Source organism: Mycoplana sp. BE70, from assembly GCF_031455855.1.
Classification (GTDB): Bacteria; Pseudomonadota; Alphaproteobacteria; order Rhizobiales; family Rhizobiaceae; genus Mycoplana.
In genome coordinates, this window is sequence record NZ_JAVDTM010000001.1 from 300,545 (window position 1) to 325,766 (window position 25,222).

General features: G+C 64.6%; 22 protein-coding genes. 4 read left to right on the forward strand and 18 right to left on the reverse strand.

Features of this window, described 5'->3' with window-relative positions; translation table 11 throughout:
- The first annotated feature begins 50 nt into the window (after positions 1–50).
- The gene (locus J2Y48_RS01445; protein ID WP_310411597.1) at positions 51–482 is read left to right on the forward strand and encodes an Hsp20 family protein; all 432 of its coding nucleotides are present in this window, start codon (positions 51–53) and stop codon (positions 480–482) included.
- A 140-nt stretch (positions 483–622) separates the two neighbouring features.
- Entirely contained in the window at positions 623–880 is a 258-nt protein-coding gene (locus J2Y48_RS01450) for a DUF1150 family protein (protein WP_310411600.1), read from the forward strand.
- Positions 881–985: 105 nt separating this feature from the next.
- Here the strand turns inward: J2Y48_RS01450 and J2Y48_RS01455 are convergent, their stop codons facing one another.
- The 15 genes from J2Y48_RS01455 to trpS all read right to left on the reverse strand — a co-directional run bounded on the left by J2Y48_RS01455 (position 986) and on the right by trpS (position 14,685).
- Positions 986–1,687, reverse strand: a complete 702-nt coding sequence (locus J2Y48_RS01455; RefSeq protein WP_310411603.1) for a tRNA (guanosine(46)-N(7))-methyltransferase TrmB — start codon at positions 1,685–1,687, stop codon at positions 986–988.
- Positions 1,688–1,808: 121 nt separating this feature from the next.
- Positions 1,809–3,068 carry a methionine adenosyltransferase gene (metK, locus tag J2Y48_RS01460; protein WP_310411604.1) on the reverse strand — a complete coding sequence of 420 codons (1,260 nt, stop codon included), beginning with the start codon at positions 3,066–3,068 and terminating at the stop codon, positions 1,809–1,811.
- A 176-nt stretch (positions 3,069–3,244) separates the two neighbouring features.
- Positions 3,245–3,661: a helix-turn-helix domain-containing protein gene (locus J2Y48_RS01465; RefSeq protein ID WP_310411612.1), complete on the reverse strand. Its 417-nt coding sequence runs from the start codon at positions 3,659–3,661 to the stop codon at positions 3,245–3,247.
- A 145-nt stretch (positions 3,662–3,806) separates the two neighbouring features.
- Positions 3,807–5,393, reverse strand: coding sequence for an apolipoprotein N-acyltransferase (lnt, locus tag J2Y48_RS01470; RefSeq protein ID WP_310411616.1), 1,587 nt, complete (start codon positions 5,391–5,393; stop codon positions 3,807–3,809).
- Between the two features lie 145 nt (positions 5,394–5,538).
- On the reverse strand, positions 5,539–6,699 hold the full coding sequence (locus J2Y48_RS01475) for a hemolysin family protein (RefSeq protein WP_310411619.1): 1,161 nt from the start codon (positions 6,697–6,699) through the stop codon (positions 5,539–5,541).
- Positions 6,700–6,708: 9 nt separating this feature from the next.
- Positions 6,709–7,215, reverse strand: a complete 507-nt coding sequence (gene ybeY / locus J2Y48_RS01480; protein ID WP_310411622.1) for an rRNA maturation RNase YbeY — start codon at positions 7,213–7,215, stop codon at positions 6,709–6,711.
- Between the two features lie 16 nt (positions 7,216–7,231).
- A complete protein-coding gene (locus J2Y48_RS01485) occupies positions 7,232–8,287 on the reverse strand; it encodes a PhoH family protein (protein WP_310411625.1) in 1,056 nt (351 codons plus the stop codon).
- Positions 8,288–8,315: 28 nt separating this feature from the next.
- Entirely contained in the window at positions 8,316–9,716 is a 1,401-nt protein-coding gene (gene miaB / locus J2Y48_RS01490; protein WP_310411629.1) for a tRNA (N6-isopentenyl adenosine(37)-C2)-methylthiotransferase MiaB, read from the reverse strand.
- Between the two features lie 41 nt (positions 9,717–9,757).
- Complete coding sequence (locus J2Y48_RS01495; protein ID WP_310411632.1) at positions 9,758–10,546, reverse strand: 1-acyl-sn-glycerol-3-phosphate acyltransferase; 789 nt, start codon at positions 10,544–10,546, stop codon at positions 9,758–9,760.
- A 38-nt stretch (positions 10,547–10,584) separates the two neighbouring features.
- A complete protein-coding gene (locus J2Y48_RS01500; RefSeq protein WP_310411635.1) occupies positions 10,585–11,013 on the reverse strand; it encodes a Fur family transcriptional regulator in 429 nt (142 codons plus the stop codon).
- A 64-nt stretch (positions 11,014–11,077) separates the two neighbouring features.
- Positions 11,078–11,569, reverse strand: a complete 492-nt coding sequence (locus tag J2Y48_RS01505) for a GNAT family N-acetyltransferase (RefSeq protein ID WP_310411637.1) — start codon at positions 11,567–11,569, stop codon at positions 11,078–11,080.
- Positions 11,570–11,574: 5 nt separating this feature from the next.
- Positions 11,575–12,234, reverse strand: a complete 660-nt coding sequence (tsaB, locus tag J2Y48_RS01510) for a tRNA (adenosine(37)-N6)-threonylcarbamoyltransferase complex dimerization subunit type 1 TsaB (protein WP_310411640.1) — start codon at positions 12,232–12,234, stop codon at positions 11,575–11,577.
- Between the two features lie 30 nt (positions 12,235–12,264).
- Positions 12,265–12,834 carry a NifU family protein gene (locus tag J2Y48_RS01515; RefSeq protein WP_310411643.1) on the reverse strand — a complete coding sequence of 190 codons (570 nt, stop codon included), beginning with the start codon at positions 12,832–12,834 and terminating at the stop codon, positions 12,265–12,267.
- 132 nt (positions 12,835–12,966) lie between these two features.
- Positions 12,967–13,458 carry a universal stress protein gene (locus J2Y48_RS01520; protein ID WP_310411646.1) on the reverse strand — a complete coding sequence of 164 codons (492 nt, stop codon included), beginning with the start codon at positions 13,456–13,458 and terminating at the stop codon, positions 12,967–12,969.
- Positions 13,459–13,620: 162 nt separating this feature from the next.
- Entirely contained in the window at positions 13,621–14,685 is a 1,065-nt protein-coding gene (gene trpS, locus J2Y48_RS01525) for a tryptophan--tRNA ligase (RefSeq protein WP_310411648.1), read from the reverse strand.
- Positions 14,686–14,971: 286 nt separating this feature from the next.
- Between trpS and J2Y48_RS01530 the strand changes: the two genes are divergently transcribed.
- Positions 14,972–15,460: a DUF882 domain-containing protein gene (locus tag J2Y48_RS01530; protein WP_310411651.1), complete on the forward strand. Its 489-nt coding sequence runs from the start codon at positions 14,972–14,974 to the stop codon at positions 15,458–15,460.
- A 36-nt stretch (positions 15,461–15,496) separates the two neighbouring features.
- Here the strand turns inward: J2Y48_RS01530 and murJ are convergent, their stop codons facing one another.
- From murJ to mutS, 3 genes are all read right to left on the reverse strand, one after another.
- Positions 15,497–17,092: a murein biosynthesis integral membrane protein MurJ gene (murJ, locus tag J2Y48_RS01535; RefSeq protein WP_310411654.1), complete on the reverse strand. Its 1,596-nt coding sequence runs from the start codon at positions 17,090–17,092 to the stop codon at positions 15,497–15,499.
- Positions 17,089–19,926 carry a [protein-PII] uridylyltransferase gene (locus J2Y48_RS01540; RefSeq protein WP_310412690.1) on the reverse strand — a complete coding sequence of 946 codons (2,838 nt, stop codon included), beginning with the start codon at positions 19,924–19,926 and terminating at the stop codon, positions 17,089–17,091. Before J2Y48_RS01540 ends, murJ begins: the two co-directional genes overlap by 4 nt.
- 141 nt (positions 19,927–20,067) lie before the next feature.
- Complete coding sequence (gene mutS, locus J2Y48_RS01545) at positions 20,068–22,812, reverse strand: DNA mismatch repair protein MutS (RefSeq protein ID WP_310411657.1); 2,745 nt, start codon at positions 22,810–22,812, stop codon at positions 20,068–20,070.
- 124 nt (positions 22,813–22,936) lie between these two features.
- On the opposite strand from mutS, the gene J2Y48_RS01550 reads away from it, so the two are divergent.
- Positions 22,937–25,222, forward strand: coding sequence for an NADP-dependent malic enzyme (locus J2Y48_RS01550; protein ID WP_310411659.1), 2,286 nt, complete (start codon positions 22,937–22,939; stop codon positions 25,220–25,222).

Sequence of the window (25,222 nt, forward strand, 5' to 3'; positions counted from 1 at the left end):
GCTGAAAATTCGGGTCCTGCGACGGTCGCTTGAAAGCAAGGACTAATGAAATGAGCCGCATCACGCCCTTTGCCAGCCCGCTCCTTCTCGGTTTCGACGCGATGGAAAAAACGCTCGAACGGATTGCCAAGGGCAACGACGGTTACCCACCGTACAATATCGAACGGATTCGCTCCGACATCGCTTCCGGCGATCCGGAACGGCTGCGCATCACGCTCGCCGTGGCCGGTTTTGCCGAGGACGATCTCGAGGTGACGACGGAGGAAAACCAGTTGGTGGTCCGCGGCCGGCAGAGCGACACCAGCGAGCGAGACTTCCTCTATCGGGGCATTGCCGCCCGGCAGTTCCAACGCATGTTCGTCCTTGCCGACGGAATGCGGGTGCTCGGCGCCGAACTGCGCAACGGCCTTCTTTCGATAGACCTCGTACGCCCCGAACCGGAGCGTTTGGTAAAGAAAATTAACATTTCCGTACCAGACTAGGCCAAGCGATCATTGCGGCGGAAGCGCCGCGGAAATGCTCACGGATAGTCTGATCTAAACCGGACGCACCGACGGGTCATGACGACAGCGGGCATCCGGGCAGGCCGGTAACCAATCCGGCGAATTGCCAGGAGGCAAACATGGGACTGAAGACAATCACTCCTCAATTCACCAAAGCCGACCTTGCGCATCTGGGCGCGGGCGAAGTCGGTTATATCCGCAAGATGCGGGCCGACGAAGTTTCGCGCTGCTTCCCGGAAGCGCCGGACATCGATCCGAACCTCGACCTGTGGGCGCTGTTTGGCGCCGACGGCACGCCGATCCTTTTGACCGACAATCGCTCCAGCACCTTCTACAAGGCCGCGGAAGACGAACTGCGCACGGTCAGCCTGCACTGATCCCGCGGCCGTCTTCCAGGCTCGCTTGCTGAGCTTTCCTTCCGCTTTTCGCACGTCTCCGTCCCGAAGCCGGTCACCGGTTTCGGGAGAAATACGCCGGCGGGATCAGACCCGCCGGAAGGTCAGGTAGGCGGAGCTCCGCCCTTCCCGCCGCGCCTTGGCCTCGTAGCGCGTTCCGGGCCAGCCGGCAAACGGCGTCAGCCAGTCGGCGGCATTGCCTGCCGTCCATTCGAAGGCCGGGTGCGCGCCGCAGTACAGAAGCGTCCAGTTGACATAGGTGTCGATGTCGGAGGCAAAGCAGAAGTGCCCGCCGGGCTTGAGCACCCGGGCGAACCGGTCGAGATTGACCTTCGAGACAAACCTACGCTTCCAGTGCTTCCGCTTCGGCCACGGGTCGGGATAGAGCAGGTCGATCTGGTCGATCGAGGCCGCAGGCAGCCAATCCAGAACCTCGGTCGCGTCGTCGTCGTACAGGCGAATGTTGCGCGCGCCGGTCTCCTCGATCCGGCCGACCAGCTTGGCCATGGAATTCACGAACGGTTCCACGCCGATGAAGCCGGTATCCGGCTGCTCGAGCGCTCTGTGTATCAGGTGCTCGCCGCCGCCGAAGCCGATTTCCAGGCGCAGGCGGGCCGGCGGGAAGGCGAACAGGTCCTCGATCCGATCCGGGGCCGGCTGCGACAGGTCGAGCACCAGAGTCGGCAACACCTCGTCCAGCTGCCGCGCCTGCCGTTCACGCAGCGGCTTGCCCTTGCGGCGTCCGAAGAAGGCTTCCGTGGCGCGGCTCGGGCGCTGCTGTTCTGTCATGGGCTGGTCTCTCACGATAAAAGCGAAAAGCGGGTGCCTTCCTGAAGCCGGCCCCACGGGGGAACCGGTTCTTCAGGAAGACGCCCGCTTTACAATCTTACGACGCCTCGGAAAAGGCCGATCAGGCCGCCTTAAGCGTCTCCGCCGTCCTCACCGCCTCTTTCAGCGGCTTGACCAGGTCCAGCTTCTCCCAGGAGAACGACCCGTCGCGGCCAGCCTTGCGACCGAAGTGGCCGTAGGCGGCGGTCTTGGCGTAGATCGGCCTGTTCAGGTCGAGATGCCGGCGGATACCGGAGGGCGACAGATCCATCACCTGGCGGATCGCGGTCTCGACCTGATCCTCGCTCACCTTGCCGGTTCCGTGCAGGTCGACATAAACCGACAGCGGCTGGGCAACGCCGATCGCGTAGGACAGCTGGATGGTGCAGCGGTCGGCGAGGCCGGCCGCAACGACGTTCTTGGCCAGATAGCGCGCCGCATAGGCCGCCGAGCGGTCGACCTTGGTCGTATCCTTCCCGGAGAACGCGCCGCCGCCGTGCGGCGCGGCACCGCCATAGGTGTCGACGATGATCTTGCGGCCGGTCAGGCCGGCGTCGCCGTCCGGTCCGCCGATGACGAACTTGCCGGTGGGGTTGATGTACCAGTTGCAGTCGTCGGCGATCTTGATGTCGTGCAGCGCCTCGCGGATATAGGGCTCGACCACCTTGCGGACCTTGGCCGAATCCCAGCTGTCGTCGAGGTGCTGGGTGGACAGGACGATCGAGGTGACTTCCGACGGCTTGCCGTCGACATACTTCACCGTCACCTGGCTCTTGGCGTCGGGGCCGAGCTTGGCGACGTCGCCATCGCCCTTTTTGCGGGCTTCGGCCAGAAGCTGGAGAACCCGGTGCGAATAGTAGATCGGCGCCGGCATCAGTTCCTCGGTTTCGCGGCAGGCATAGCCGAACATGATGCCCTGGTCGCCGGCGCCCTCGTCACCCTGCTGGTCGGCGGCATTGTCGACGCCCTGGGCGATATCGGCGGATTGCCCGTGAAGCAGCACATCGATCTTTGCGTTCTTCCAATGGAAGCCGTCCTGCTCATAGCCGATGTCGCGGATCGCCCTGCGCGCAGTTGCCTTGAACTTCGCGGGGTTGATGACGTCGTTGCCGTGCTTGTCCTTCTTCATCAGGCTCGGCGGCAGCCGCATCTCGCCCGCAATGACCACCCGATTGGTGGTCGCAAGCGTCTCGCAGGCAATGCGAACGATCCAGGGATCGAATTTCGTCTTGTTCGCTTCGCGGTAGACCAAGTCTACGATTTCATCGGAGATCCGGTCACAGACCTTGTCGGGATGCCCCTCGGCCACGGACTCGCTGGTGAAAAAATAGTTGCTGCGCATACGGGAGTTCCCTCAATGAAGACGCTTCCGTCTTAGTCAGTTCGGCTCCGAAAAACAAGCGCAGAACGACATAAACATATCTTTATGTCCAACTATTTCACCTGAGCCACCGCAAAAGAAAACGGCCCCAAAAGGAGCCGTTTTCTTGCGCACGATTTGTCAAGCGACGCGAGAGGCTATTCCACTTCCGCCTCGGCCGCGAGCGCCTTCACGAGGTCCACGAGTTTGCGACGCACCTTGGGATCGGCGATCTTCACGAAGGCGCGGTTCAGCTGCAGCCCCTCCGAGGAGGAGAGGAAATCCACCACATAGTTCGAACTGGAGGCCTCGGCCATGCCGGGTTGATTGCCCGAGCCATCGCCCGGGGCATCCTCGAAGAAGAAGGAAACCGGCACGTTCAGTATGCTGGAAATGTTCTGCAGACGGCTCGCGCCGACGCGATTCGTGCCTTTCTCGTATTTCTGGATCTGCTGGAAAGTGATTCCCAGGTTTTCGCCCAGTTTTTCCTGACTCATGCCAAGCATGGTGCGGCGAAGGCGGATCCGGCTACCGACATGAATGTCGATCGGGTTCGGCTTCTTCTTGTTTTCCATCTTTGCTGTTTCCTAACGCGCGAATTGGCCTGTCATCCGGCATCGACCTTTAGACCTAACGTCACGTTGTACCCGAAAATTTTCCGGACTTGATATACGACTATGATGCCGGTGAAGGTCACTATGCAATTTTAGGGGTTTTTGGTCAATTCGCTCGCCTGATAAAACCATGGCGAGAAATCACCGCAGATCCGAAAAAGATTGCAACTAGACACCAAAACCAGAGGTTTTGTGACACAATATCATGAAAGGGGGCGACTTTTCCCGGGATGGCTGCATCGACAAATCCACTCCTATCATAAGGAAGCCCTAATGCAACCTCGCCCCTGGAATTCACAACCGCCGAGATCCCATTATTGGCGGCCCGCACGAGCGGCAGACCGGTCTCAACCGCGCGCACCCGCGCCTGATGGAAGTGCTGGTAGGGTCCGGGCGTGTCGCCGAACCAGGCATCATTGGTGATGTTGAGCAGTGCGTCGGTCGCATAGGCGGTCGGGTCGATCTCGCCGGGGAATATCGCCTCGTAACAAATGAGCGGGTAGAACGAGCGTCCCTTCGGCAGGGTCAGCACCTGATGAGCGCGCGCGCCCGAAAAGCCGCCCGGGAAGGCAGCGACGGCATTGATCCCCCATGAATTGAGTACCTCCTCGAACGGCATGTATTCGCCGAAGGGGACGAGATGGACCTTGTCGGCCGCACCGAGGATTTGCCCTGTGCCGTCTATCGCATAGATCGAGTTGTAGTAGCGCGGCGGCTTGCCGGTGCCCCCCTCCTCCGCGCGCACCGCGCCGGCAATCAGCACCTGATCATCATCGAGGACGTCGGCGATCCTTGCGAGCGCATCCGGATTGTCGGTCAGGATGAAGGGGATCGACGTCTCCGGCCACACGACGATGTCGGGGCGATTTTTGCCGGAAGGAGGTGCGGCGGTCAGCGCCAGGTGCTTCTCGAACACCGCGGCCCGCTGCCCGTCGTCGAGCTTGACGGACTGGTCGATCATCGGCTGCACCAGCCGGATGGTCACATCCGTATCGGCCGGATCGGGCTGCAGGTGCAGCACGTAGAAGCCGTATCCGGTCTGCAGCGCCAGGAGCAGGACCGCCAGCGAAAGACCCAGCCGCTTGCCGCGGCCGGTCCAGAAAAGCGCAGGCGCAGCGAAGACGAAAACAGCCAAAACGTTCATGCCGGCAATGCCGACGATGCGCGCCGGCTGCATCATCAGCGCCACCGGCATTGCGCCGTAACCGACCGCATTCCAGGGAAAGCCGGTGAACATCCAGGACCGCAGCCACTCGGCAAGCCCGAAGGCGGCGGCGAGCGCAAAAATGCGCCCCAGGCCGTCGGACCAGAAGAGCCGCGCCAGCGCCGCCGCAAGGCCGTAGAAGAAGGCAAGGAATGCCGGCAGGCCCAGCACCGCCAGCGGCAGCGCCCAGGCAAACTCATCCGCCTCGACCAGCAACGCATTGCCGAGCCACCAAAGCCCACCGAGGAAATAGCCGAACCCGAAGCACCAGCCAATGCGGAAGGCCGGGGCCAGCCGGCGCAGGAGGCCGGCGTCCGGATCACCGCTCGCCCCGTCGATCAACCAGACCAGGACCGAAAACGAGACAAACAGGGCGGCAAAGAAGCCAAACGGCTGCAGCGCCAGCACCCCGACCAGGCCCGCCAGGAATGCTGCCAATGCCCGAGTCCAACCGGACATCAGCATGACCTTGCCTGCCAGTCGCTCCATACCGCTCCCTCGAACCTCGCGCGAATCAGCGCGCCAAGTCTTTCAAAAAACGGCGCACTTGTCGCGCACCGCTAGATGTCGGGAAGATGGCAAAAGATCGACGGCGAAAGGCCCCTGACACGCCAATTCAGCACAATACGCCGGGTCAGGCGTTGCCTTGGGTCTTGTCGCCTTCAACAGGGGCGTGCTCGGGTACGGCGACAACATTCTCGCTCTCCGGCTTCGCCTGTCGGCGGCGCTGGGCGGGCGGGCGCTTGCGGGTGATCCGCACCCGCTTGACGCGACGGGGATCGGCGTCGAGCACGTGGAACTCGAAGCCGGGCAAGGCCTGCACGACCTGGCCGCGAACCGGGATGCGACCAAGCGAGTTGAAGATGAGGCCACCCAGCGTGTCGGCATCCTCAAGCTGCTCGCGAATGTCGAAATCGCCGCCGATCGTCTCGGCCAACTCCTCGAGTTCGGCCCGCGCGTCGGCGATGAAGACGTCGTCGGAGACCGGCGTAATCATCGCCTCGTCGTCGTCGTGCTCGTCCTCGATGTTGCCGACGACCATCTCGACGATGTCTTCCAGCGACGCAAGACCGTCAGTTCCGCCATATTCGTCGATGACGAGCGCCATCTGCGTGCGGGCGGCCTGCATGCGTCCCATCAGGTCCGATGCGAGCATCGAGGGTGGTACGAACAGCACCGGCCGGATGATGCCCGCCTCCAGCACCGTCTTGCTCAGGTCGGCTCGGGCGAGATCGAACTGCGGCTTCGGCGCCTTGGCCGGTTTTTCACCGGCGGCAGCCGGGACCGCCGTGGCGGCGCCGTTCTTCGCTCCGTTGCGCCGCTTGTTGCGCGCCTGCTTCGTCACATAGGCGAGAAGGTCGCGGATGTGCACCATGCCGCGCGGGTCGTCGAGGCTGTCGCAATAGACGGGCATGCGTGAATGGCCCGATTCCTCGAAGATCACCATCAACTCACCGATGGTGACGTCCTGCTCCACTGCCTCGATGTCGGCGCGCGGGACCATCACGTCCTCGACGCGGATCTCGCGGAAGCGCAGGATGTTGTGCAGCATCGCCCGCTCTTCGGGCGAAAAGGCCGCGTCGTCGGACAGGTCCGAGGTCTTCAGCGCCTCAGCCAGGTCATGGCGCAGCGTCGAAGCGTCCTGGTTGCGGAAGAAGCGCGTGGCGCGCGCCCAGAAGGATCGTGCCGGTCTCGACTGAGGTTCCGGCTTGGGCGTACTGCCCCCGTCGTCCTGCTCTGAGGCGCCGGCCTCGTTCGTGTCAGCCGTCAGCGGCTGTGTTCTCAAATCGCTCATCGTTCCAAACTATTGAACCGGGTCGTCCCCGTAGGGGTCAGATAGGCCAAGCTCGCCCAAAATGCGAGTCTCCAGCCCCTCCATTTCTTCGGCCTCGTCGGTTTCCATATGATCATAACCGAAGAGGTGCAGAAATCCATGCACTAGAAGATGCGTCAGATGCTCGTCGAACGGCTTGCCCAGTTCGCCGGCCTCCCGCTGCAAGGTCTCGTATGCCAGGATGATATCGCCCAGCATCGGGCCGGGCGTGTCGCCGGGCGCCAGGGGATAGGCAGGGAAAGACAGGACGTTCGTCGGCTTGTCCTGCCCCCGCCATTCGGCATTGATCGCCTGGATCGACGCGTCGTCGGTGAAAAGCAGCGACAGTTCCGGCGGCTGTTTTGGGAAGGGCTGCCCTTCCGCCCTGGCCAGATGGCCGGCTGCCGCGCCGATCACCCGCGCGCTCTGGGCAAGGAGCGCCGTCTCGTCGGGCCAGGAGCCCCCTTCGACGCTGATCTGGATGTCGATTTCAGTCATGGGACAAGGGACCGCCTCAGCGGTCCATCAGCTCGCTTTCGTCCTGGACGGCGCTCTGGGATTCGTAGGCCCGGACGATGCGCGCCACCATCGGATGGCGAACGACGTCGGCATCCTTGAAGCGCACCACCGACACGCCTTCGACCCCTTGCAGAATGTGCAGCGCCTCCACCAGGCCGGACTTCATCCCGCGCGGCAGATCGATCTGGCTGGGATCGCCGGTGACGATCATGCGCCCGTTCTCGCCGAGGCGGGTGAGGAACATCTTCATCTGCATGGAGGTGGTGTTCTGCGCCTCGTCCAGGATCACCGCCGCATTGGCGAGCGTGCGCCCGCGCATGAACGCCAGCGGCGCGATCTCGATGACGCCGGCCGCGATCGCCCGCTCGACCTTGTCGCCGGGCATCATGTCGTAAAGCGCGTCGTAGAGCGGGCGAAGGTAGGGGTCGACCTTCTCCTTCATGTCGCCCGGCAAAAAGCCGAGCCGTTCGCCGGCTTCCACGGCCGGTCGCGACAGGACGATCCGGTCGACGGCGCCGCGCTCGAGAAGCTGGGCGGCATAAGCGACCGCCAGATAGGTCTTGCCGGTGCCGGCTGGCCCGACACCGAAGACGAGCTCGGAACGCTCCAGCGCACGGATATAGGCATCCTGCATCGGCGTGCGCGCCGCGATCGTCTTCTTGCGGGTGGAAATCTGCGTCATGGTCAGCTTGGCCTTGCGCTCCATCGTCGGCAAGGAAAGCTGGTCATCGGCGGCGACCGCCATCCGGATCGCGCCCTCGACGTCGGACAGCTCCACCGACCCGCCGCTCTGCAGCCGGCCGTAGAGATAGTCGAGCGCGCGGCGGGCCTGGTTGGTCGCCACCACGTCGCCGGAAATGACGACGGAGTTGCCGCGGGCGCGGGCGTCGATCTGCAGCCGCTGTTCCAGCAGCTTCAGATTCTGGTCGAACTGGCCGAACAGCTCGCTGGCGTATCGATTATTCTCGAAGGTTAGCACGAAGTGATTTGCGTCTGTCGCAGGCGGCTTCGACTGGCGCGGCGATGTCGTCATCAATTCGTGTCCGTTCAAGCGGCAAGGCTCCCTAGTTGTCCGCCCATCAACCGATCGCCTCAGCGAAGAGGCTGTTGGGGCCGGCACCGGTGATTCGCACCCTTATAATGTCACCGATTTCGGAACCTTTTGCATCAATATTAACAGGCTGCAACCAGGGCGAACGTCCGACGAGTTGGCCGGGCATGCGCCCCGGTTTTTCAAGCAGAAGGTCGATGTTCTTGCCGACGCAACCTGCGGCGAAGGCCGTCTGCTGTTCGAACAGCAGGGCCTGCAATCTTTCAAGGCGTTCGGACTTTACACCTTCCGGGACCTGCCCGTCCATCTCCGCGCCCGGTGTGCCCGGCCGGGTCGAATACTTGAACGAGAAGGCCTGCGCGTAGCCGACCTTGCGCACGAGCGCCATCGTGTCCTCGAAGTCCACCTCGCTCTCGCCGGGGAAGCCGACGATGAAGTCACCGGAAATGGCGAGATCGGGCTGGACGGCACGGATGCGCTCGATCAGCGCGACATACTCGGCCGCCGTGTGACGCCGGTTCATCGCCTTGAGGATGCGGTCCGAGCCCGACTGCACCGGCAGGTGCAGATAGGGCATCAACTTCGGCAGGTCGCGGTGGGCGCCAATCAAAGCGTCGTCCATGTCGCGCGGATGGCTGGTCGTGTAGCGGATGCGCGCCAGCCCGTCGATCTCGGACAAGCGGCCAAGCAGGGCGCCGAGCCCCAGTTCGACGCCGTCGGGGCCGATCCCGTGCCAGGCATTGACGTTCTGGCCGAGCAGGGTGATCTCGCGCACGCCGGCCTCGACCAGTCTCTCCGCTTCGGCGACGATCTTGGCCATCGGGCGGGAGACTTCGGAGCCGCGGGTATAGGGCACGACGCAGAAGGTGCAGAACTTGTCGCAGCCCTCCTGCACCGTCAGGAACGCCGTGACGCCGCGCGCGCGGGTCTGTGCCTTCTGCGGTGCGGGCAGGTGGTCGAACTTGTCCTCGATCGCATAGTCGGTCTCGACGACGCGCTCGCCCTGCTTGGCGCGCTTGAGCGCCTCGGGCAGGCGATGATAGGTCTGCGGGCCGATGACGAGATCGACCGCCGGGGCGCGGCGCAGGATCTCGTCGCCTTCGGCCTGGGCGACGCAGCCGGTGACGCCGATCATGAATTCGCGGCCTTCCTTGGCGCGCGCCTTCTTCATGTCGCGCAGGCGGCCGAGCTGCGAGTAGACCTTTTCCGCCGCCTTCTCGCGGATGTGGCAGGTGTTGAGCAGGACGAGATCGGCGTCCTCGAGCGTGGTTGTCGCCTCGTAGCCGTCCTTCGACAGCGCATCCGTCATGCGCTCACTGTCGTAGACGTTCATCTGGCAGCCATAGGTCTTCACGAACACCTTGCGGGTGTTGGCGATCGCTGGCGGCTGCTGCTCGGTCACCTCGGTGGCGGAAATCTGGTCGGTCATGGCGGCTCTTTAGTCGAAATGGCCCGGAAAATGAAGCCCTTTCACCGCCCACGCAGCCGATCGCCGAGCATCTTGCGGATTCGTGCCTCCACCTCGCGGCTGACGACCTTGCGGTTGCTCGACGGGCCGTAGACGATCATCTCGCCAAAATCGACATCCACGTCGAGCGCACCCTCCTTCAGGATGCCGAGCAGATGCGGGATCATGGCAATGTCGCCGGGCCAGGCGGCGATCGGGCGATGATAGCGCCCCATCGCCATGCCGTGAACACCGGTATAGGCGATCGATACCGGCTGGATGAAGACCGTACCGCCCGGTGCTGCGGAGGCGGCGGTGGCGGCGGCACCGAACAGCGAGGTCTTGATCTCCAAGAGCCGGTTGCCGTCCGAGGTCGTGCCCTCCGGAAACAGGACGACAATCTCGCCGCCGGCGAGACGCCCGGCGATGTCGTTGACCTGCTCACCGGTCTTGCGCTTCTCCTCGCGCACGACGAAGATCGATGCCTGGAGACGGGCGAGAAGGCCGAAGACCGGCCAGTCTCGCACCTCGGCCTTTGCGATATAGACGACGTCGGCGAGCGAGCCGAGCACAAGAATATCCTTCCAGGAAGCATGGTTTGCCGCCAGCATCAGCGGCCGGCGCCGCTCCAGCGTTCCGTGCACGCGCACCCGCAGCCCGATCAGCCGGCAAGCTGCGCGATGCCAGAGCCGCGGAATGCGCCGGCGGAGTTTCAGGTCGAAGCGGAGGGCGACGAGTTGGACCGGCAGCAGCGCCAATGTCACGAGCGCCAGGCAGGAAAGGGCAAGGACGATGCGGAGCCAGGCGATCAAGCGGGTCTTGCGAGCAGACGGCGCCTCGTCAGACCGCCCTACTCGCCCTCCTTCTTCAAGGGCACGCCATAAAGCTCCAGCCGGTGATCGACGAGCTTGAAGCCATGCTCGCGCGCGATCCGTTCCTGCAGCGCCTCGATTTCCGGAGAGTGGAACTCGATCACCCGGCCGCTCTTCAGGTCGATTAGATGATCGTGGTGTTCCTCGGGAACCGTCTCGTAGCGCGACCGTCCGTCGCGGAAATCATGACGCTCGATGATGCCGGCATCCTCGAACAGCTTCACCGTGCGGTAGACCGTCGAGATCGAGATGCGCGGATCGACCTCCGCCGAGCGGCGATAGAGTTCCTCCACGTCGGGATGGTCGGCAGAACTCTCCAGCACGCGGGCGATGACGCGGCGTTGCTCGGTCATGCGCATGCCGCGCTCGACGCAAAGCTCTTCCAGCGTTTTCTCCGGTTCTGTCATTTCGCATTATTCCCGTCGCAAGCATGCCGGTGTGCATCGAAATGCGACACCGCTCACAAGGGGACTAGCGAAGATCGCGCCTCATGACAAGCGCCGTGGACCGTCCGCCGGCCCCCTCATAGTAGGCTTTCCGTTCGCCGACCTTGATGAAGCCGAGCTTGTCGTAGAGCCTCAGCGCCGCGATGTTGCCCTCATCCACCTCGAGGAAAATCTCGTCGGCGCCGCGCATGCGCGCCTCGCGCAATGCCGCCAGCATCAGCCGCCAGCCGAGGCCGGCGCGCTCGAAGCGCGCATCGACGCCAATCGTCAGGATCTCCGCCTCGCCTGCCGCGGCCCGCGCCAGCACGAAGCCGCCGGCCGACCGACCGGATGTGTTCACCTGCCAGGCGACGAAGCCGAAGACGGTGTCCTGGGCGAGCAGCGAATGAAACTCACCGTCACTCCAGGCGCGGGCGAAGCGCGCCTTGTGCAGGCTTGCTGCCACGCCGCGATCGCCCACCGCTATCGGAAAGATTTCGAACTCCGGCTTGCGAATGAAAAAGTCGGTCAGCGCCACGGCAATCAGGCCCTCGCAATGGCAAAGCCGGCCTGGGGCTTGGCGTCCGGGCCGCGAAGATAGAGTGGTTTCGGCCGATCGGCCGCGGGATCGGCAAGCGCGCCAAGCCGCGCGACCATGTCGATGGAGAGAATGTCCGCGGAGCCGACCGTGGCGCCGTCGCCGAGCAGCGGCGCAGCCGAACCGATGACGGCGCCTCCTGCCTTGGCCGCAGCGATCCGTGCTTCATCGAGGGAGAGCACGGCCGCTTGGCCGCCGGGCTGGCCGTCGGCCGAAAAGGGCTGGCAATAGGCTTCGCCGCGCTTGGCGTCGATCGCGACGAACACCGGCATCCCCGGCCGGTCACGCAGATGCTGCGCGGCCAGACAGGCGAGCGTCGTGACGCCGACGGAGGGAATGCCGAGCGCCAGCGACAGGCCGCGCGCGGCCGCGACCCCCACACGAATGCCGGTGAAGGAACCCGGGCCGATCGTAACGGCGACCCGCTCGATCTGCGGCAGGTCGACACCGGCATTGCCCAGCGCCAGGTCGATGAACTCCATCAGGCGCTCGGCATGGCCGCGGCCGATATCCTCGCCGGCAGCGCCAAGCGTCTTGTCCGCATCACTGTCGTAGATGGCCGCGTTGCAGCCGCTGCCGGAGGTGTCGATTGCCAGCAGGATCATCGGAGGCACCCGGTCGGCGGGTGCCGGAATTTACATGACAGCTTCAACTTCCTGAACTTCCGGTATGAAATGGTGCAACAGCTTCTGCACACCGTGTTTCAGCGTGGCGGTGGACGACGGGCACCCGGAGCAGGCGCCTTTCATGTTGAGATAGACGCGGCCGTCGCGATAACCCTTGAAGGTGATGTCGCCGCCGTCCTGCGCGACCGCGGGACGGACGCGAGTGGCCAGCAACTCCTTGATGGTGGCAACGATCGCCTCGTCGCCCTCGTCGTAGAATTCGCCTTCCTCGTTCTCCTCGGCACCCAACGCCCCATCGGCAAGAATGGGCTGCCCGGACATGAAATGCTCCATGATCGTGCCGAGGATCGCCGGCTTCAGATGCTGCCAGTCCGCGTCTTCCTTGGTCACCGTGATGAAGTCGTAGCCGAAGAACACACCGGTGACGCCCGGTACGGCAAATAGGCGCGCGGCGAGCGGCGAGGCGGCGGCGGCTTCCGTCTCGCTGCGAAACTCGGCCGTGCCCTGCTCCAGCACGATCTTGCCGGGCAAGAACTTCAAGGTCGCCGGGTTCGGCGTGGTTTCGGTCTGGATGAACATCGTTTCGTCTCCATGCTGCTGGGCCGTGCCCGCGGCGAACTGTTTAGAATTATTCAAAAGAAAGATAGACTTTTCCCTGCGCCGCATCAAGGGACCGGCGGCAAATTCACGCGCTCGCCAGCCGTGAGCCGATCAGCTCAGCGCGTCGAGCTCCTCGTCTGTCAGGTCTTGCGGAATGACCGTCACGGGGATCGCAAAGGTCGCGCTGCGACCGGCGAGCGAGGAGACCAGCGGCCCCGGCCCCTCCTTCGTCGCGCCGGCTGCCAGCACCAGGATCGCGATGTCCCGGTCGTCTTCGATCTGGGCGTTGATCTGCTCGGTTGCGTTTCCCTCGCGGATCACCGTTTCCGGTTCGATGCCGAGCGTTTCGCGCAGCGACTGGGCGACCTTTGCAAGGATTGCTTCGGCTTCCTCGCGCGCTTCCGCCCGCATGATCTCTTCAACCCCGAGCCACTCGCGAAAATCGCCGGCGGGAATGACGTAGAGCAGCACCACGGCACCGTTGGAATTCTTCGCCCGTGAGGCGGCATAGTGGGTCGCACGCCGGCACTCGGGCGTTTCGTCGACGATCGCCAGGAACTTCCGGCGATGGCCGTCCAGGCGTGAAAGTCGTTGCGATACCATTGTGCATTCACCTTCCGGCCGATTCCATTGCAGCTTATACCAAATCGCGACAATGGGAATTGGCAAGCGTCAACGTCAGGCGACCGGCCACGTAGCGCTTGCCTTCGACGCCCAGCCTCGCCCTCTCCCGGCACGCCGGAAAAGGGCGCAGGCACTGCAGCCTCAGCGCAAGAAGCCGATGATGTCGGAGACTTCGCCCATTGTCTTCTCCGCCCGCTCGCGCGCTCGCTCGCCGCCGCTACGTAGGATGGCGTCGATGTGGCTGGTGTCATCCATCAACCGGCGCATCTCCTCCGTGATCGGCGAAAGTACGCTGACGGCGAGGTCGACCAGCGCCGGCTTGAAGGCGGAAAACTGTTGGCCGCCGAACTCAGCCAGAACGTCCGCCTTCGATCGGTCGGAAAGGGCGGCGTAGATGCCGACGAGGTTCTCCGCCTCGGGGCGGCCCTTCAGTCCTTCGACCTCGCTCGGCAGCGCGTCCGGATCGGTCTTGGCCTTGCGGATCTTCTTCGAGATCGTATCGGCATCATCCATCAGGTTGATGCGCGACAGGTCGGACGGATCGGATTTCGACATCTTCTTCGTACCGTCGCGCAGGCTCATGACGCGTGGCGCCGGCCCGCCGATCAGCGGCTCGACCATCGGAAAATAGGCATGCACCGGCTCGTCGCCGACCGTGATGTCGATGCCGGTTCCGGTGCGGCGGATCTTCTCCTGGAAGTCCAGGTTGAACTTCATGGCGATGTCGCGGGCCAGCTCCAGATGCTGCTTCTGGTCGTCGCCGACCGGCACGTGGGTGGCGCGATAGACGAGAATGTCGGCCGCCATCAGGCTCGGATAGGCCAGCAGGCCGAGCGAGGCGTTCTCGCGGTCCTTGCCGGCCTTGTCCTTGAATTGGGTCATCCGGTTCATCCAGCCGATGCGGGCGACGCAATTGAAGACCCATGCCAGTTCGGCATGGTGCGGCACCGCTGACTGATTGAAAACAATATGCTTTTCCGGATCGATGCCGGAGGCAATGAAGGCGGCGGCGATCGAGCGGATCTGGCCGGGCAGGTCGTCGTGGACCAGTTGCGCGGTGATCGAATGCAGGTCGACGACGCAGTAGATGCAGTCGTTGCTTTCCTGCAGGGTGACGAACTTGCGAATCGCGCCGAGGTAGTTGCCGAGATGGAGATTGCCCGTCGGCTGGACGCCGGAAAAGACGAGCGGCTTGAAAGTGGTCATGTTGTCCTCGTGAGGCTGGTGGAGGGCCCAAGCAGCGATCGCTGCAACAGGTTCACGCCGGCGCTTATGCACGGCGACAAAGCCACAATCAAGGGGCGACACTTGGGAGAGAACACCGGCCGCGCGCGTAATCGCGCCAAGCGGACACCGCGTTTAATCTACTTCTTAAGTATTATCTAATATTAGCAATTTTATCCGCAGAAAAGCCTTTTTCTGGATTTTAGTTCTCGCTTGGGCAGAAGGGGGACTCCGATCAGCACGCCTGACGGGCAAAGGGAGAGGTATCATGCGAAATGCCTGTTCCATCCTGCTGGCTGGTCTGTTCACGCTCTCGTCGCTCGTCATGGGCGAGGCGCAGGCCGGCGAACACACGAAGGCACCGTTGCGAACGCCGAAGGCCCGGGTCACGCTGGCCTATGCGACACAGACGCCACGCGTTCGGCACAGCTGCTTCCCGGGCAAACTGCAGGCGGTCCTGGCGTATATCTCCGCCAAGACCGGTCGGCGCCCGCTCGTTACCTCCGGTCATCGCACCGGCGGGCGGCGCGGCTCCTATCACCGCAAATGCATGGCGGCCGACATCCGGGTCCCCGGCGTCTCGGTGAGCAAGATCGTCGCCGCGGCGATGGCGGCGCCGGGCATCGGCGGCATCGGGACCTACTGCAATGGCCTCGTCCATGTCGACGTCGGACCAAGCCGGCGCTGGAACTATTGCGGCGGCGGTCGGGCGCGCTCGAAGAAGCAGAAGACAACGACGACGGTGGCCATGCGTTAAGCAAGCGCGGCAGGGGCGATGAGGGGCGATCTGCCCTCAGTTGCCGCCTTTAGGCGCGTCCGGCTTTGTCGCGGCCTTGCGCCCGATGTTGCGTCGGATCATGCCGAGATCGGCGCCGCCGATGAGGAAGGCCACGCCGAAATAGACCCCCATGGCAAGCGCGACCAGCGCACCGAGCGCTGTGACCTGGTCGAGCAGCGGCGACGTCGGCGCCAGCCAGCCGGCGAGCGCCTCGGAGGCGTAGTCGAGGCAGACCGCCATGATCACCGTCGCGATCACAAGCCGCGCCACGCGCCAGGCCAGCGCCTTCTCCAGCGGCCAGTGGCCGCGTCGGACAAGGGTTGCGAACAGAAAGATCGCCGTCAGCCAGCCGGAGGTCGCCTCCGCCGTGGCAATCCCGCGCTCGTAGAAGAAGGGAAAGAGCGACACGGCGAGCACGCAGTTGACGACGACCGAGGCCATGGTGATGCGCATCGGCGTCTTCGTGTCCTCGCGGGCGAAGAAGCCCGGATTGAGCGCCTTGATCATCACGAAGCCGGGAAGTCCCAAACCGTAGATCGCGAGCGTCCCGGCAACGACGGAGGTCGTTTCCGGCGAAAACGCACCACGTTCGTAGAGAACCCGCACGATCTCGTCGGAGATCACCCAGAGCGCGCCGGCCGCCGGCAGCGTCAGAAACAGCACGAACTCCATCGAGCGGTTCTGCAGATTGCCGGCTTCCTTTTCATGGCCCGCCTTCAGCGCCCGCGCCAGCTCGGGCAACAGCACGACGCCGACGGCGATGCCGACGACGCCGAGCGGCAGCTGGTAGACGCGATCGGCATATTGCAGCACCGAGATCGCCCCGTCCTTGGTGGAGGCGATCATCTGGCCGATGATCTGGTTGATCTGGGTGATGCCGCCAGTCACCGCCGCCGGCAGCGCCAGCCACAGGAGCCGCTTGACGTTGGGCGTCATCCGCGGCCGGCGGAAGCCGATGCGCATCCCTGCGTGCCGCACCCCGGCATAGAGCACCGCCATCTGCAGCACGCCGGCCGCAAGCACGCCCCAGGACAGATACCAGGCGGTTTCGAGCGGCGCGGCCCCGGTGTAGAGCGCAAGGCCGAGCGCACCGATCAGCACGACGTTGAGGAACACCGGCGCCACGGCCGCGGCGAAATAATGATGCAGGGAGTTCAGCATGCCCGACAGCATCGCCGTCAGCGACATGCACATCAGGTAGGGGAACATGACGATCGCCAGTTCCACCGTCACGTCGAACTTTTCCGGTTCGCCGACGAAGCCCGGCGCGATGATCCAGGCCACCAGCCACGGCATCGCCAGTTCCATGGCGATGGTGATGATCATCAGCACCGTGAACAGGACGCCGAACACCTCCTCGGAGAAGCGCTTGGCGCCCTCGATGCCGCCCGCCTCGATCTCCTTGGCGAACAGCGGCACGAAGGCGGCATTGAAAGCGCCTTCGGCAAAAAGCCGGCGGAAGAGGTTGGGGAAGCGGAACGCCGCATAGAAGGCGTCGGCCATCGGGCCGGTGCCGAGGGCGGCGGCCATCAGGGTCTCGCGGGCGAAGCCGAGGATGCGGCTGCCGAGCGTTGCCCCGCCGACCGTCGCGAATTTCTTGACCAGACTCATTCTTTGGTTCTTGTCCCTGCCTGCGTACCGACCGGCGCGAGAATGCCGGATGGCATCCGGTCGCGCGCCTCGTCCGCCTCCTCGGCCATGACGGCCTTGAGGCGGGCGGCGATGTTGTTCTGCCGGTTCTCGTTGGTGATCTTGTGGCCGAGCAGATCGGTCACGTAGAAGGTGTCGATCACCTTCTCGCCGAAGGTGGTGATGTGCGCCGAGGCGATGTCGAGCGACAGGTCGGAGAGCACCGCCGTCACCTCCGAGAGCAGGCCCGGACGGTCGAGGCACTCGATCTCGATGACGGTGAACTTGTTCGACAGCGTGTTCGAGATCGTCACCGCCGGCGGAACAACGAAGGTCTTGGCGCGCTTGCGGCCGCGCGTTCGCGTCGCGATCACTTCCGGCAGCCGCTTGCGGCCGGAGAGCACGTCCTCGATCATCTTGCCGATGCTGGCGGCGCGGCGCATCTCGTCGGAATCGTTTGGAAACTCGCGGTTGACCAGGATCGTGTCGAGCGCGCGCCCGTCCGAGGTGGTGAAGATCTGCGCATCGACGATGTTTGCCCCGGCTGCGGCGCAGGCGCCGGCGATCACCGTCAAGAGCCGCGGGTGGTCCGGCGACAGTACCGTGATTTCCGTGATGGCGTGGAAGGAATCGGTGCGCACCATTGTGGCGAGCGCCTGGCCCACCTTGTCGGCGCCGCGGATGAACGCGGCGTGGCGCACCTGGTCCTCCAGCGGCACAGTCAAAAGGTAGGGATCGTAGTGCAGCTGGGTATAGGCATCGCGATCCTTCTGGCTCCAGTCGACCAGCGCCTCGTGCAGCCTCTCGCGCGCGAACCTGGCGCGCTCTTTGCGGGAGACTTCGGAAAAGCCGCCCGAAAGCAACAGTTCGGTCTCGTAGTAGAGCGTGCGCAGCAACTGGCCCTTCCAGCCGTTCCAGACGCCGGGCCCCACCGCGCGGATATCGCAGACGGTCAGGATGAGCAGCATCTTCAGCCGCTCCATCGAGCGCACCTTGTCGGCGAAGTCGACGATGGTCTTGCGGTCGTTGAGGTCGCGCGTCTGCGCCACCATCGACATGACCAGATGCTCTTCGATCAGCCAGACGACCGTCTCGGTCTGCTTCGGTGAAAGCCCGAAGCGCTGGCAGAGCTTGCGCGCCACCCGGGCGCCGGCAACGGAATGGTCCTCCGGCCGGCCCTTGGCGATGTCGTGCAGCAGCACCGCCACATAAAGCGAGACGCGGTCCTCGATCGCCGGCATGATCTGCGCGGTGAGCGGATGCGCCTCGGCCTCGCGGCCCTGGTCGATCGCAGACAGCACGCCGACGGAGCGGATCAGGTGCTCGTCGACCGTATAGTGGTGATACATGTTGAACTGCATCATCGCGACGATCTTGCCGAAATCGGGGATGAAGCGGCCCAACACGCCCGACTCGTTCATGCGCCTGAGGCTCAGCGTCGGATCGCGCGGCGAGGTCAGGATCGACAGGAACAGCCGGTTCGCCTCGTCGTTCTCGCGCAGCGCGTTGTTCACCAGCTTCAGCGACCGGGTGACGAGCTTCAGCGCGTCGGGATGAAACTCGAGCCCATTGATATCGGCGATGTGAAACAGCCGGATCAGGTTGACCGGATCACGCTTGAACACCTCCGGGTCGGCGATGGTGATGCGCCCGCGATCGTCGACGAAATCGAGCGTACCCGGGATCTTGCGGTTGCGGCGGGCAAAGCGATTGATCGCCGCCGAAATCCCCGGCGCTTCCTTGGCCTGCTGGTCCTCCAGCGTGGCGCAGAAGATCCGCGTCAGGTCGCCGACGTCCTTGGCCACCAGGAAATAATGCTTCATGAAGCGCTCCACCGCCGACAAGCCGGGGTGCGGCTGATAGCCGAGGGAGGCGGCGATTTCCGGCTGGACGTCGAAGGAAAGCCGTTCCTCGGCCTTGCCCGTCAGGAAGTGCAGTTGGCAGCGCACGGCCCAGAGAAAGTCTTCCGCCTTCTGGAACAGCTTGAACTCGTGACGGGAGAGCACGCCGAGCTTCACCAGCTCCTCGGTGTCGCGGACGTGATAATGGTACTTGGCGATCCAGAAGAGCGTGTGCAGGTCGCGTAGCCCTCCCTTGCCCTCCTTGATGTTCGGCTCCACCAGGTAGCGCGTGTCGCCCGCCTTGCGATGCCGCTCGTCCCGTTCGGTGAGCTTGGCGGCGATGAATTCCGGGCCGGTGCCGCGCATGATCTCGCGCGTAAAGCGCGTCCACAGCTCGTCAAACAGCGGGCGCGAGCCGCAGAGATAGCGGGCCTCGAGGATCGCGGTGCGGATCGTCATGTCCCCCTTGGAGAGCTGGACGCTCTCCTCGATATTGCGGGTCGCATGGCCGACCTTGAACCCCATGTCCCACAGGATGTAGAGCATGAACTCGATCGCCGGCGCGCTCCACGACGCCGGCTTGGCCGGCAGCAGGAAGAGAAGATCGATATCCGAGCCGGGCGCCAGCGTGCCGCGTCCGTAACCGCCGACGGCGGTCACAGTGATGCGCGCGGCCTCGGGCGCCATCGCGGCGTTGAAGATGTGGTTCAAGGCAAAATCGTGCAGCACCGTGATGATCTGGTCCTGCAGCCAGGAGAGCCGCGCGGCACACGCAAGGCCGCTTCCATCGACGGACAGCAGTTCGCGCGCCTGCTCGCGCCCTTCCGTATAGGCTTTCTTCAGTTCGCCAAGGAGTGCCTTGCGCATCTGGTCGCGGTAGTCGGCATGCGCGCTTGCGATGAATTCGCAACGCCCCTTGAGAGCGGCGATATCGAGCAGGCCCGAATGGCCCGGAGCAGTAACCTTGCTGTCCATCGAATGCCGGTCGCCCGCTTTCTGTTGCTCCATCGTCACCCTTCAGTGCCAGGTCATCGCCCCTGGGTGTGCAAGGCGTATAGCCTTTTTCGGCGCGCCGCGACAGTCGTTCCCGGCGCTGGGGGCAACCGGGCTCGACACCTACCCGTTGCCGACCTCCCGCTTCAGGGCATAGAGCGCCTCCAGAGCCTCGCGCGGCGACATGTCGTCCGGGCTGAGCCCTTTCAGCATCTCGTCCACCTTCGACACGCCGGCGCTCTTCGCCTCTTCGCGGCGCACCGCCACCTGGAACAGCGGCAGGTCGTCGATCAGCTGGCTTGCCGGGTTCTTGCGGTCGGCGTCCTCCAGCTTGGCGAGCACGTCCTTGGCGCGCGCGACCACCGACGCCGGCAGCCCGGCAAGCCGGGCCACCTGAATGCCGTAGGAGCGGTCGGCCGCACCCGGTCCGACCTCGTGCAGGAAGATCACTTCGCCGTCCCACTCCTTCACCCGCATCGTGGCATTGGAAAGGCGGGCGAGCTTTTCCGACAGCACCGTCAGCTCGTGGAAATGGGTGGCGAACAGGCCGCGGCAGCGGTTGGCCTCGTGCAGGTGCTCGACTGCCGCCCAGGCGATCGAAAGCCCGTCGAAGGTCGCCGTGCCACGTCCGATCTCGTCGAGGATGACGAGCGAATGCTCGGTCGCCTGGTTGAGGATCGCCGCCGTCTCGACCATCTCGACCATGAAGGTCGAGCGCCCGCGTGCCAGGTCGTCCGAGGCGCCGACGCGCGAAAACAGCCGGTCGACAATGCCGATATGCGCGCTTTCGGCGGGCACGTAGCAGCCCATCTGCGCCAGGATGGCGATCAGCGCATTCTGGCGCAGGAAGGTCGACTTACCGCCCATGTTCGGACCGGTCAGGAGCCAGATCGCACCATCCCCCTTGGTACCCGTGCCGCCCTTCGGCGACAGGTCGCAGGAATTGGCGACGAAGGGATTGCCGGCCTGCTTGCGCAGCGCCTGCTCGACCACCGGATGGCGGCCACCGACGATGGCAAACATCTTCGAGCGGTCGACGACCGGCCGGCAATAGGCCTGCTCCTCGGCGAGCACCGCCAGACCTTGCGAGACATCGACCACCGAAAGGGCACGCGCTGCTGCCTTGATCGCATCGGCCTCGGCGACGACGGCCGCGGTGAGAGCATCGAAGGCGGCAAGCTCGATCGCCAGCGCCCGGTCGGCCGCATTGGCGATCTTCGTCTCCAGTTCGGAGAGCACCGTCGTCGTGAAGCGCATCGCGCCGGCCATCGTCTGGCGATGGATGAAGCGGGCCTTCGCCTCGTCGCCATCCGTCAGCGCCGAAGCGTTGCCCGCCGAAACCTCGATGAAATAGCCGAGCACGTTGTTATGCTTGATCTTCAGCGACTTGACGCCGGTCTCCTCGGCATATTGCAGCTGCAGCCCGGCGATCACCCGGCGCGACTGGTCGCGCAAGGCCCGCATCTCGTCGAGTTCTGCATCCGCGCCCTCGCGGATGAAGCCGCCGTCTCGCTTCAGGAGCGGCAGCTCGTCGCCGAGCATGGCTTCAAGCTGCTGCGTGAGGGCAGAGGGCAGTGCGGCGATCGCGGCCAGGGCTGCGTCCAGTTCCCCTTCCAGCCCCTGCCCGGCCATCATCCGCGCCACGGCATCCGCGGCCCGCAGGCCGTGCAGCAGGGCGCCGAGGTCGCGCGGTCCGCCGCGGCCGAGTGCCAGCCGCGACAGTGCCCGCGGCATGTCCGGCAAGAGCTTGAGCATATCGCGAAGGTCGGAGGCAAACGACGGCCGCTCCAAGAGCGCGGCGATCGAATCGAGCCGTTCGTTGACCGGCTCCGGGTCGGTCAGCGGCGACATCAGCCGCTCGGCCAGCAGCCGGGCGCCGCCGCTCGTCACGGTACGGTCGAGCGCCTTCAGCAGCGTGCCGCTCTTTTCGCCCGACAGCGTACGCACCAGCTCCAGGTTGGCCCGCGTCGCCGGGTCGATGAAGAGCGTCGAGGCCGAGCTTTCGCGCTCCGGCGGCCCCAGCGGCGGGCGCTCGGCAATCTGAGTCTTCTCGACATAGGCGACCGCCGCGGACGCCGCCGAAAGCTCGGCGCGCGAGAATGTGCCGAAGCCGTCGAGCGTGCCGACGTCGAAGTAACGGGCGATCCGCGCTTCCGCCGTGGCACTGTCGAACTGCACCGCCGGCTGGGGCACGGCGACCCGGCCAAGCACGTCGATCACCGGGCGGAATTCCGGATCGTGGAACAGCGTGTCGGGCACGATCAGTTCGCGCGGCTCGATGCGCAGGATGTCGGCGAGCAGCCGCTGCTGCGTGGTCTCGGCCAGCCGGAAAACACCGGTCGAGATGTCGATCCAGGCCAGCGCAAGCGCCGGTTCCGCGCCGCCGCGGATACGCGACAGCGTCATCAGGTAGTTGGCGTCCGACGGCGAGAGTAGCTTCTCCTCCGTCAGCGTGCCGGGCGTGACGAGCCGCACCACGTCGCGGCGGACCACCGATTTCGAACCGCGCTTCTTCGCCTCGGCCGGATCCTCCACCTGCTCGCAGACGGCAACGCGAAAGCCGAGCGCGATCAGCTTCTGTAGGTAATCGTCGGCCGCATGCATCGGCACGCCGCACATCGGGATATCCTGCCCCATGTGCTGGCCGCGCTTTGTCAGGGTGATCCCCAGCGCCCGCGCCGCGTCCACGGCGTCCTGGAAGAACAGCTCGTAGAAATCGCCCATGCGGTAGAAGAGCAGACTGTCGGGATTGTTCGCCTTGATTTCGATATACTGCTCCATCATCGGCGTCGCCGATGCGCGGCTTGCCTGGCTGGCGAGCTCGGCGGTCGTCAGTATGTCGCTGTTACGCAGGATTTGGTCGTTCACGGAAAGACTGTTCAACGAAAAAAAGAAGTGTCACCCTAGCCGCGGGTCGCTATAGAACACAACACCTGAGGGGTGTCGCACGCACGCTTCCCACAGGAGCTTACTTCAAGACATGGGGAGACCGATGGCGGACACCAGCAAGACGAAACGGGCAGTTGCGAGCGTAACCGATCAGGAAGCACTGGATTTTCACGTCCATGGCCGGCCCGGAAAGCTGGAAATCACGCCGACCAAACCGATGGCGACGCAGCGCGACCTGTCGCTTGCCTATTCGCCGGGCGTCGCCGCTCCAGTCAAGGCGATCGCCGAAGATCCCTCGCGGGCCTATGACTACACGACGCGTGGCAACATGGTCGCCGTCATCTCCAACGGCACGGCGATCCTCGGCCTCGGCAATCTCGGCGCACTCGCCTCCAAGCCGGTGATGGAAGGCAAGTCCGTCCTCTTCAAGCGCTTCGCCGACGTCGATTCGATCGATCTCGAGGTCGACACCGAGAACGTCGACGAGTTCATCAACTGCGTCCGCTATCTCGGCCCCTCCTTCGGCGGCATCAACCTCGAGGACATCAAGGCGCCGGACTGCTTCATCATCGAGCAGCGACTGCGCGAGCTGATGGACATCCCGGTCTTCCACGACGACCAGCACGGCACCGCCATCATCGCCGCTGCCGGCCTGATCAACGCGCTGGCGCTGACGGGGCGCGACTTCAAGACGACGAAGCTCGTCTGCAACGGCGCCGGAGCGGCGGCGATCGCCTGCATCGAGCTGATCAAGGCGATGGGCTTCACCCCGGACAACGTCATCCTCTGCGACACCAAGGGCGTCATCTACCAGGGCCGCGAAGAAGGCATGAACCAGTGGAAGTCGGCGCATGCGGTCAAGACCGACCGCCGCAGCCTGAAAGAGGCGCTGGAGGGCGCCGACGTGTTCTTCGGCCTGTCGGCCAAGGGGGCGCTGACGGCGGAGATGGTGAAGTCGATGGCGCCGCAGCCGATCATCTTCGCCATGGCCAACCCCGATCCGGAGATCACCCCGGAAGAGGTCGCCCGCATCCGCAACGACGCCATCGTCGCAACGGGACGGTCGGACTATCCGAACCAGGTCAACAACGTCCTCGGCTTCCCCTATATCTTCCGCGGCGCACTCGACGTGCGCGCCACGACGATCAATGACGCGATGAAGATCGCCGCGGCCGAGGCGCTGGCGAGCCTGGCCAAGCAGGACGTGCCCGACGACGTCGCCGCCGCCTATCAGGGCAACCGCCCGCGCTTCGGCGCGCAATACATCATCCCGGTTCCGTTCGACCCGCGCCTGATCTCGGCCATTCCCGTCGCCGTGGCGAAGGCTGCGATGGACACGGGCGTCGCCCGCCGGCCGCTGCTCGACCTCGACGCCTATGCGCGCGAGCTGAAGGCACGACGCGATCCGATCGCCTCGACCCTGCAGAACATCTACGCCCGCGTGCGCCGGCATCCGAAGCGCGTCGTCTTCGCCGAGGGCGAGGAAGAGCAGATGATGCGGGCGGCCGTCTCCTACGCCAACCAGCAGCTCGGTACCGCCATCCTGCTCGGCCGCGAGGATCGCATGCGCAGCGTCGCCGAAAAGGCCGGCATCGTTCTCGACCGGCCGGGGATCGAACTGCTCAACGCCCGCATCTCCAAGCGCAATGACGCCTATACCGACTACCTCTACGCCCGCCTGCAGCGGAAGGGCTACCTCTTCCGCGACGCTCAGCGGCTGATCAACAACGACCGCAACCATTTCGCCGCCTGCATGGTGGCGCTCGGCGATGCGGACGGGATGGTCACCGGGCTGACGCGCAACTACTCCACCGCGCTCGAGGACGTGCGTCGCTGCATCGACCCCAAGCCCGGCCACCGCGTGATCGGCGCCTCGCTGGCGCTCTGCCGCGGCCGCACCGTCCTGGTCGCCGACACCGCCGTGCACGACATGCCCTCGGCGGAGGAACTGGCCGACATCGCCGAGGAGGCCGCCGGCCTTGCCCGCAAGCTCGGCTACGAGCCGCGCGTCGCCATGCTCGCCTATTCGACCTTCGGCCACCCGACGGGCGAGCGTTCCGAGCGTGTGCGCGAAGCGGTGAAGATCCTCGACAAGCGCCGCGTCGACTTCGAATTCGACGGCGAAATGGCCGCCGACGTGGCACTGAACCCGAAGATCATGGAGCAGTATCCGTTCTGCCGCCTCTCCGGGCCTGGCAACGTGCTGGTCATGCCGGCGTTCCACTCCGCATCGATCTCGACCAAGATGCTGCAGGAACTCGGCGGCTCGACCGTGATCGGCCCGCTGCTGGTCGGCCTCGACAAGCCGGTCCAGATCGTCTCGATGGGCGCAAAGGATAGCGACATCGTCAACATGGCGGCGCTGGCCGCCTATAACGCAGGCGTTTGA